The sequence below is a fragment of the Streptomyces sp. NPDC050988 genome (assembly GCF_044456225.1).
In the GTDB taxonomy this organism is placed as follows: Bacteria; Actinomycetota; Actinomycetes; order Streptomycetales; family Streptomycetaceae; genus Streptomyces.
In genome coordinates this window covers 115,749-123,581 of record NZ_JBITFQ010000032.1, presented here as the reverse complement: position 1 = coordinate 123,581, position 7,833 = coordinate 115,749, and the positions used below count along the sequence as shown (strand labels likewise).

9 protein-coding genes are annotated in these 7,833 nt (G+C 70.3%); 5 read left to right on the top strand and 4 right to left on the bottom strand.

Going from position 1 to position 7,833, the window contains the following annotated elements:
* Positions 1 to 189: 189 nt before the first annotated feature.
* Entirely contained in the window at positions 190 to 1,569 is a 1,380-nt protein-coding gene (locus tag ACIBEI_RS41040) for an MFS transporter (RefSeq protein ID WP_398895857.1), read from the top strand.
* A 13-nt stretch (positions 1,570 to 1,582) separates the two neighbouring features.
* On the opposite strand, the gene ACIBEI_RS41035 is transcribed toward ACIBEI_RS41040, so the two are convergent.
* From ACIBEI_RS41035 to ACIBEI_RS41025, 3 genes are all read right to left on the bottom strand, one after another.
* Positions 1,583 to 2,566 carry a DMT family transporter gene (locus tag ACIBEI_RS41035; RefSeq protein ID WP_398895862.1) on the bottom strand — a complete coding sequence of 328 codons (984 nt, stop codon included), beginning with the start codon at positions 2,564 to 2,566 and terminating at the stop codon, positions 1,583 to 1,585.
* 151 nt (positions 2,567 to 2,717) lie between these two features.
* A complete protein-coding gene (locus ACIBEI_RS41030) occupies positions 2,718 to 3,428 on the bottom strand; it encodes an ArsR/SmtB family transcription factor (RefSeq protein ID WP_398895856.1) in 711 nt (236 codons plus the stop codon).
* A gap of 122 nt (positions 3,429 to 3,550) precedes the next feature.
* Positions 3,551 to 4,189, bottom strand: a complete 639-nt coding sequence (locus tag ACIBEI_RS41025; RefSeq protein ID WP_359726194.1) for a TetR/AcrR family transcriptional regulator — start codon at positions 4,187 to 4,189, stop codon at positions 3,551 to 3,553.
* Positions 4,190 to 4,306: 117 nt separating this feature from the next.
* On the opposite strand from ACIBEI_RS41025, the gene ACIBEI_RS41020 reads away from it, so the two are divergent.
* The 3 genes from ACIBEI_RS41020 to ACIBEI_RS41010 all read left to right on the top strand — a co-directional run bounded on the left by ACIBEI_RS41020 (position 4,307) and on the right by ACIBEI_RS41010 (position 6,538).
* Positions 4,307 to 5,458: an acyl-CoA dehydrogenase family protein gene (locus ACIBEI_RS41020; RefSeq protein WP_398895855.1), complete on the top strand. Its 1,152-nt coding sequence runs from the start codon at positions 4,307 to 4,309 to the stop codon at positions 5,456 to 5,458.
* A 60-nt stretch (positions 5,459 to 5,518) separates the two neighbouring features.
* Entirely contained in the window at positions 5,519 to 5,806 is a 288-nt protein-coding gene (locus ACIBEI_RS41015; RefSeq protein WP_055612233.1) for a YiaA/YiaB family inner membrane protein, read from the top strand.
* 102 nt (positions 5,807 to 5,908) lie between these two features.
* Positions 5,909 to 6,538, top strand: a complete 630-nt coding sequence (locus ACIBEI_RS41010; protein ID WP_189840110.1) for a TetR/AcrR family transcriptional regulator — start codon at positions 5,909 to 5,911, stop codon at positions 6,536 to 6,538.
* 85 nt (positions 6,539 to 6,623) lie between these two features.
* On the opposite strand, the gene ACIBEI_RS41005 is transcribed toward ACIBEI_RS41010, so the two are convergent.
* Positions 6,624 to 7,085, bottom strand: a complete 462-nt coding sequence (locus ACIBEI_RS41005) for a MaoC family dehydratase (protein ID WP_200399266.1) — start codon at positions 7,083 to 7,085, stop codon at positions 6,624 to 6,626.
* A 223-nt stretch (positions 7,086 to 7,308) separates the two neighbouring features.
* Between ACIBEI_RS41005 and soxR the strand changes: the two genes are divergently transcribed.
* Entirely contained in the window at positions 7,309 to 7,818 is a 510-nt protein-coding gene (gene soxR / locus ACIBEI_RS41000; protein ID WP_398895854.1) for a redox-sensitive transcriptional activator SoxR, read from the top strand.
* The last annotated feature ends 15 nt before the right edge of the window (positions 7,819 to 7,833 follow it).

Genomic DNA, 7,833 nt, shown 5'->3' with positions numbered 1-7,833 from the left:
GACCTTAGGGGCGCGGGGAACTGCGCAATCTTTTGGGGGTTCGGGGGCGGAGCCCCTGAGTTAGTGACGGGAATGGGTAGGGGCGGCGGGGGCGAGAAAAAAACCGATCCCGGCACACCCGTTGACCCACATACCGTCCGGTCAGTACGTTGCCGCGAACGTCCCCGCACCCACCGGAGTGTGCACCGCATGGACACCGCTCCTCCCGCTCTCCCCAGCACATCCACCCCCGAACAAACCACCAGAAACCGCCGCAAGGTGGCAACGGCCGCCGCCCTCGCCTCAGCAGTCGAGTGGTACGACTACTTCGTCTTCGGCATAGCGGCGGCCCTCGTCCTCGGAGACCTGTACTTCCCCGCAGGCAGCCCCTCCGCAGGAGTCCTCGCCTCGTTCGCGACCTTCGCGGTCGGCTTCCTCGCCCGCCCCTTCGGCGGAGTGATCGCGGGCCACCTCGGCGACAAACGGGGCCGCAAGCCCATGCTGGTCCTGGCCCTGACCCTGATGGGCGTGGCCACTACGGGCATCGGCCTCCTCCCCACGTACGAGACGATCGGCATGGCCGCCCCGGTCCTGCTCGTCACGCTCCGCGTCATGCAGGGCATCGCCGTCGGCGCCCAGTGGGGCGGCGCGATGCTCCTCGCCACCGAGTACGCCCCGGAAGGCAAGCGCGGCATCTACGGCAGCTTCGTCCAACTCGGCGTCCCCATCGGCGTGGTGACCGCCAACTCGGTCTTCCTCCTCGCCGGCGCGTTCACCAGTGAGTCGGCGTTCGCGGCGTGGGGATGGCGGCTCCCGTTCCTGGTCGGCCTGCTGGTCCTCGTACTCGCCTGGTACATCCACAAGCACGTCGAGGAGACCCCGGAGTTCCGGGCGGCCGAACGGGCCCTGGCCGAGAAGGAGAGGGAAGAGAAGGGACAGACAACAGAACAGGGAGCAGGCAAGGGAAAGGGCGACGACGGTGCGCGGAACTCCCCGCTGCGCACCATCCTCCGCGGCCACCTCGGCACGGTCTTCCTTGCGGGCGGCTCGTTCGCCGTGAACACCGCGACCTTCTACATCCTGATCACCGGCGTCCTCGACTACACGACCCGCGAACTCGACATGAACCGCGGCGCCGTCCTCACGGTCTCCCTCTGCGTGAGCCTCACCCAGCTCGTCCTGATCCCCGCGTCCGCCGCGCTCTCCGACCGCATCGGCCGCATCCGGATCTACGGTCTCGGTGCGGCCGGCATCGCCCTGTGGGCCGTACCGATGTTCCTGCTGATCGACACGGGCTCGCTGCTGTGGCTGGCGGTCGGCACGTTCGTCGGCAGCTGTTTCCTCAGCATCATGTACGGGCCCCAGGCCGCCCTGTTCGCCGAGCTGTTCACCCCCGAGATGCGGTACACGGGCGCCTCGCTCGGCTACCAGATCGCGGCTGTGCTCGGCGGCGGACTCGCGCCCTTCGTGATGGTGCTCCTGCTGGAGACGACGGGCACATCGATGTCGGTGTCCGCGTACATCATCGGGCTCGCCGTGATCGCGCTCGGATCGATCAAGGTCCTTGCGGACAGGGCCCGTTCACGCTGAGAAGCCGTGCCGCCTAGGCCTGCTCGCGCTGCGGCTCCGGACTCGTCTCCGGGGCCGCGGCGACCGGCCCGGCGGCAGCCGCAGGCCCAACTTCCGCCGCCACGGCGGCCGTTCGCGGGCGCGACCGCGACACCGCCACCCCCGCCAGACACACCAGCCCGCCGACGAGCGTGATCCAGCCCGGCACCTCGTCGAGCGCCACCCAGGACATCAGCACCACCAGCGCGGGCACCGCGTACGTCGTGGCACCCATCTTCCCGGCCGTCGTACGGGCCAGCGCGAACGCCCAGGTCGTGAACGCGAGGGCGGTCGGGAAGACGCCCAGATACAGCATGTTGAGGGTCGCGGACAGCGGGGCGTCGGCGGCGTCGGACACCAACTGCCCCGCGAACGGCAGACAGGCCACCGCCCCGATCGCACAGCCGAACGTCGTCACCTGGAGCGCGGAACCGTGCCGCAGGGCCGGCTTCTGGGCGACCACACCGCCCGCGTACGCCACCGCGGCGAGCAGACAGAGCAGCACGCCGAGTACGGAGGCGCTGCCCTCGCCCGACATCGACAGGCCGACGACCGCCGCTCCCGCGAACGACACGGCCATCCCGGCGAGCAGCCTCGGCGGCAGCCCCTCCTTGAGCAGCCACCCCGCGAGCAGCGCCATGACCAGCGGGCCGACGTTCACCACGAGGGCGGCGGTGCCCGCGTCGACCTTCTGCTCACCCCAGTTGAGGACCACCATGTAGAGCCCGAACCAGAGCAGCCCGGACACCACGATCCCCGGCCACGCGGCGCGCGGGGGCAGTCCCTCCCGGCGTATCAGGCAGATCACGCCGAGGACGAGCGCCCCGGCGAGCAGCCGGCCGAGCGCCAGCGCACCGGGCGCGTAGGCCTCGCCCGCACTGCGGATGGACACGAACGCGGAGGCCCACAGCAGCACGGTGATTGTCGCGGCTGTGGCCGCGAGCAGTTCTGTGCGGCGGGCGGACAGGAGAGGCTTCATCACTTTCCAGAGGCTAGGTGGGGTTGCGGGAAAGGGCTCGCGGTTTTTGGACGGGGCGTTGTGCTCCGCTGGGTGGCGTTGTCTGTCTGCGGGTCGGTGCGGGCTGAGCGCGCAGTTCCCCGCGCCCCTTGAGAGGCGCCTTGGGGGCGGGTCAGTGGAGAGTCTCGGGCTGGATTCCCAGGAGTTCCGCCAACGCCCGTTCGCCCTCAGCCGTGACCTTTACCGCTCGCTCCGAGCCGATGCGAACGCACCAGCCCGTGTCCAGGGCATGGCGGCACAGGGCCGCTCCCGCGATGCCGGCGAGGTGCGGGCGTCGTTCCGTCCAGTCCAGGCAGGCCCGGGCGAGCGGGCGGCGTCCGGTGCGTACGAGGGGGACGCCGAGGCCGTCGAACCAGCGCACGCCTTCGTCGGTGAGCGCGAACCCCGTGTCCTGCCGGAGCAGTCCGAGGCCGGTCAGCGCGTCGGTGACGGCGATGCCGAGGCGGCCGGCCAGGTGGTCGTAGCAGGTGCGGCCCCGGGCCATCGCGCTGCCCGCGCCCGCCTCACGCAGGGTGCGAGGGCGTACGGCGGCCGTCGGCGAGACCTGGGCGGCGAGGTCCTCGACGAGCTGGGCGACCCGGGCGTCGGCCAGCCGTACGTACCGGTGCCGCCCCTGCCGCTCCTCGGCGAGCAGCCCGCCCGCGACGAGCTTGCCCAGGTGCTCGCTGGCCGTCGACGCGGCGACCCCCGCGTGCCGTGCCAGCTCCCCGGCGGTCCACGCCCGCCCGTCGAGCAGGGCCAGCAGAAAACCGGCCCGCGTCTCGTCGGCGACGAGAGAGGCAAGGGCGGCGAGCCCAGCGGCCCCGGTCCGTGAGGAGGTCATGCACTCAGGATGCGCGACGCACAGTTCGGCGAGCGCCGAACGTTGAGCGCCCCGTAAGGGGCGTGGGGAACTGCGCGACAAGCCACATGCGGCCCGCAGACAAAGGAAGGCATGCGGAACCCCTACTCCCCCCGCAGCCCCTCGAACTGCAGCGCCAACCCGTCCAGCAACGCCCTGAGCCCCGTCTCGAAGGCCCGTTCGTCGATCTTCTCCTGCTGTTCGGCGAGGAGATGGGCCTGCCCGAGGTGCGGATAGTCGGCGGGGTCGTACGCGGTCTCGTCGTCCACGAAGCCCCCGGCGAACGATCCCAGCGCGGAGCCCATCACGAAGTACCGCATCAGCGCGCCGATGGACGTGGCCTGCGCCGGGGGCCATCCCGCCTCGACCATCGCACCGAAGACGGCGTCGGCGAGCCGTAGTCCGGCCGGGCGGCGGCCGGGGCCGCGGGCCAGGACCGGGACGATGTTGGGGTGGTCGCGCAGGGCGGCCCGGTAGGAGACGGCCCAGTCGTGCAGCGCGGTGCGCCAGTCGCGCCCGTCCTCGAACATCGACAGGTCGACCTGCGCGCTCACGGAGTCCGCGACCGCCTCCAGGATCTGGTCCTTCGTCCGGAAGTGGTTGTAGAGGGACGGACCGCTCACGCCCAGTTCGGCGGCGAGCCGGCGCGTCGAGACCGCGGCCAGGCCCTCGGCGTCCACCAGCGTCCGGGCCGCCCCGACGATCCGGTCGGTGCTGAGGAGGGGCTTGCGCGGTCTGGCCATGGCGCACATAGTAGGGCTGCGAACCGGAAACTAGCAGTGCTAATTTAATGCTGCAGCAGTCATGTCGCGGCCGTCACGTGGCCTTCGACACGTGGCCTTCGACCGGGAGGACTCGTCATGAACCTGGGGCTCAGCGAGGAGCAGACCGCCGTCCGACGGCTCGCCAGGGACTTCGTCGACCGGGAGATCGCCCCGCACGTCGTCGCCTGGGACCGGGCGGAGGAGGTCGACCGCTCGATCGTGAAGAAGCTCGGCGACATCGGCTTCCTGGGCCTCACCGTCGACGAGGAGTACGGCGGATCCGGCGGCGACCATCTCACGTACTGCCTGGTGACGGAGGAGCTGGGCCGGGGCGACTCCTCGGTCCGCGGCATCGTCTCGGTCTCCCTCGGCCTGGTCGCCAAGACCATCGCGTCCTGGGGGAGTGAGGAGCAGAGGCGGCAGTGGCTGCCGGGGCTCACCTCGGGTGCGTACGTCGGCTGCTTCGGCCTCACCGAACCGGGCACAGGGTCCGACGCGGGCAACCTGTCGACCAGGGCGGTGCGCGACGGCGACGACTACGTGATCAGCGGCAGCAAGATGTTCATCACCAACGGCACCTGGGCCGACGTCGTGCTGCTCTTCGCCCGCTCGACCGACGCCCCCGGCCACAAGGGCGTCTCCGCCTTCCTCGTACCCACCGACACCCCCGGCCTCACCCGCCGCACCGTCCACGGCAAGCTCGGACTGCGCGGCCAGGCCACCGCCGAGCTGGTCCTGGAGGACGTCCGCGTGCCGGCCTCCACGATGCTCGGCCCCGAGGGCAAGGGCTTCTCCATCGCCATGTCCGCGCTGGCCAAGGGCCGGATGTCCGTCGCGGCCGGCTGTGTCGGCATCGCCCAGGCCGCGCTGGACGCCGCCGTGACGTACGCGACCGAGCGCGAGCAGTTCGGCAGGACGATCGCCCACCACCAGCTCGTCCAGGAGCTGCTCAGCGACATCGCCGTGGACGTCGACGCGGCCCGGCTGCTCACCTGGCGCGTCGCCGATCTCGTCGACCGGGGCGAGCCGTTCGCCACCGAGTCCTCCAAGGCCAAGCTCTTCGCCTCGGAGGCCGCCGTGCGCGCCGCGAACAACGCCCTCCAGGTCTTCGGCGGCTACGGCTACATCGACGAGTACCCGGTCGGCAAACTGCTGCGCGACGCCCGCGTGATGACCCTGTACGAGGGCACCAGTCAGATCCAGAAACTGGTCATCGGCCGTGCGCTGACAGGGATTTCGGCCTTCTGAGTACGCGTCTGAGTACGCGAGCGGATGTGGTTCCCGCCACGTGGGCCGACTCTGGTGCGCATGAGTGAGACACCGGTCAAGCAGCAGAACACCGCCGCCTTCTACGGCCAGGCGGTCCTATCGTTCGGCGTCGCCGTCGTCGCCACCACCATCGGCATCTTCAAGCTGGAGGCCGACACCTGGGTGCGCGCATTCCTGGGGATCGCCGTCCTCTACCTCGTCACCTCCGCCTTCACCCTCGCCAAGGTGATCCGCGACCGTCAGGAGGCCGGGCAGATCGTCAGCCGGGTCGACCAGGCCCGCCTGGAGAAGCTCCTCGCCGCACACGACCCCTTCGAGAAGCTGTGAAGCGCCGAGGCGGTTTTCCACGCCTCTGATCGGGCACTCTAAGCGCTCGCTCAGCATCGGAGGTATGGTGTTCGTTCTGCCAGTGGAAGGGGCGAACCAGCGATGAGTACGGCGGAGGAGACGGCCGGTGCGGAGATGCCGCCGTGGGCCGAGGTCACCCCGGACGCGGCCCGGCGGCTGCTCGTCGCCGCCGTGGAGGCCTTCGCCGAGCGCGGGTACCACGCGACGACGACCCGTGACATCGCCGGCCGGGCGGGGATGAGCCCGGCCGCGCTCTACATCCACTACAAGACCAAGGAAGAACTGCTCCACCGGATCAGCAGGATCGGTCACGAGAAGGCCCTGGAGATCCTGCGGACGGCGGCCCAGGGTGAGGGCAGCGCCGCCGAGCGGCTGGCGGACGCCGTGAGCTCCTTCGTCCGCTGGCACGCCGGCGGGCGGACCACCGCACGGGTCGTGCAGTACGAACTGGACTCGCTCGGCCCGGACGCCCGGGCCGAGATCATCGCCCTGCGCCGCCAGGTCGACGCCGAGGTCCGCGGCATCATCCAGGACGGCGTGGCCGCGGGCGACTTCGACGTCCCGGACGTCCCGGGCACCACTCTCGCGGTCCTCTCCCTGTGCATCGACGTGGCCCGCTGGTTCAACGTCAACGGCACGAGGACCCCGGACGAGGTGGGCACCCTGTACGCGGACCTGGTTCTGAGGATGGTCGGGGCCGAGCCCCGTTAGGGGCGCGGGGAACTGCGCGACCTGGGGGCACCTCCCGGCCGAAGGCTGGGGGACCACAACGGACCCGCAGTCAACACGCGACCGGTCAGAAGTAGTACCGAGACACCGACTCAGCCGCACAAACCGGCTTGTCGCCCCCCTCGCGCTCCACGGTGAACCCGACAGACACCTGCACACCACCAGGCACCTCATCAACCCCCGTGATCTTCGCGGTCGCGCGCAGCCGCGACCCCACCGGCACGGGAGCGGGAAAACGAACCTTGTTCGTCCCGTAGTTGACGCCCATCTTCACCCCCTCGACCTTGATCAGCTGAGGCCCGAACAGCGGCAGCAGCGACAAGGTCAGGTACCCGTGGGCAATGGTCGTCCCGAAGGGACCCGCCGCGGCCTTCTCGGGGTCCACATGAATCCACTGGTGATCCCCTGTCGCGTCGGCGAACAGATCGATCCGCTTCTGGTCGACCTCCAGCCAGTCGCTGTACCCCAACTGCTCGCCCACCGCCGCCTTCAGTTCGTCGGCGGACGTGAAGATCCTCGGCTCTGCCATGTCCCTGGCCTCCCGTGTAGCAATGTCTGAGCAGATGTCTAAGCAACTGCTTAGCATGGTAGGGCGGGGGGTTCCCTGTCAACGGACCGGAAGCGTGACGAGTGACGCGTGACGCGTGACGCGTGGCGAGTGACGCGTGACGCGTGACGCGTGGCGAGTGACGAATGCCGCGCGACGAGGACGGCGGGCGAGGTAGGCCCACGGCATGGGTAGGCTTCGAGGGGTGCCCCAGATTCCCGAGAAGATCCACGAACTCACGGTCGGCCAGTTGTCGGCCCGCAGCGGCGCCGCCGTCTCGGCCCTGCACTTCTACGAGTCCAAGGGCCTGATCAGCAGTCGCCGCACCACAGGCAATCAGCGCCGCTACCACCGTGACGCACTGCGCCGGGTCGCGTTCGTACGGGCCGCGCAGCGCGTCGGCATCCCGCTGGCCACGATCCGCGACGCGCTCGCCGAGCTGCCCGAGGAGCGCACCCCGACGCGCGAGGACTGGGCCCGCCTCTCGGAGGCCTGGCGGTCCGAACTCGACGAGCGCATCAAGCAGTTGAGCCGCCTGCGTGACCACCTCACGGACTGCATCGGCTGTGGCTGTCTCTCGTTGGAGACCTGCGTACTGTCCAACCCCGACGACGTCTTCGGCGAACGGCAGAGCGGCTCCCGGCTGATGGTGGAACGCCCGGGCGCCAGGAAGCGGCGCGAGCAGCCGGATGAGGAGCCCAGGGACTGCGGCTGAAGCGGCCCCCGGGTT

Coding starts and splice junctions, on each gene's coding strand:
- ACIBEI_RS41015 (WP_055612233.1), top strand. CDS start 5,519: ATGAGTGAGACACCGGTCAAGCAGCAGAACACCGCCGCCTTCTACGGC.
- ACIBEI_RS41030 (WP_398895856.1), bottom strand. CDS start 3,428: ATGACCTCCTCACGGACCGGGGCCGCTGGGCTCGCCGCCCTTGCCTCT.
- ACIBEI_RS41005 (WP_200399266.1), bottom strand. CDS start 7,085: ATGGCAGAGCCGAGGATCTTCACGTCCGCCGACGAACTGAAGGCGGCG.
- ACIBEI_RS41010 (WP_189840110.1), top strand. CDS start 5,909: ATGAGTACGGCGGAGGAGACGGCCGGTGCGGAGATGCCGCCGTGGGCC.
- ACIBEI_RS41020 (WP_398895855.1), top strand. CDS start 4,307: ATGAACCTGGGGCTCAGCGAGGAGCAGACCGCCGTCCGACGGCTCGCC.
- ACIBEI_RS41040 (WP_398895857.1), top strand. CDS start 190: ATGGACACCGCTCCTCCCGCTCTCCCCAGCACATCCACCCCCGAACAA.
- ACIBEI_RS41025 (WP_359726194.1), bottom strand. CDS start 4,189: ATGGCCAGACCGCGCAAGCCCCTCCTCAGCACCGACCGGATCGTCGGG.
- ACIBEI_RS41035 (WP_398895862.1), bottom strand. CDS start 2,566: ATGAAGCCTCTCCTGTCCGCCCGCCGCACAGAACTGCTCGCGGCCACA.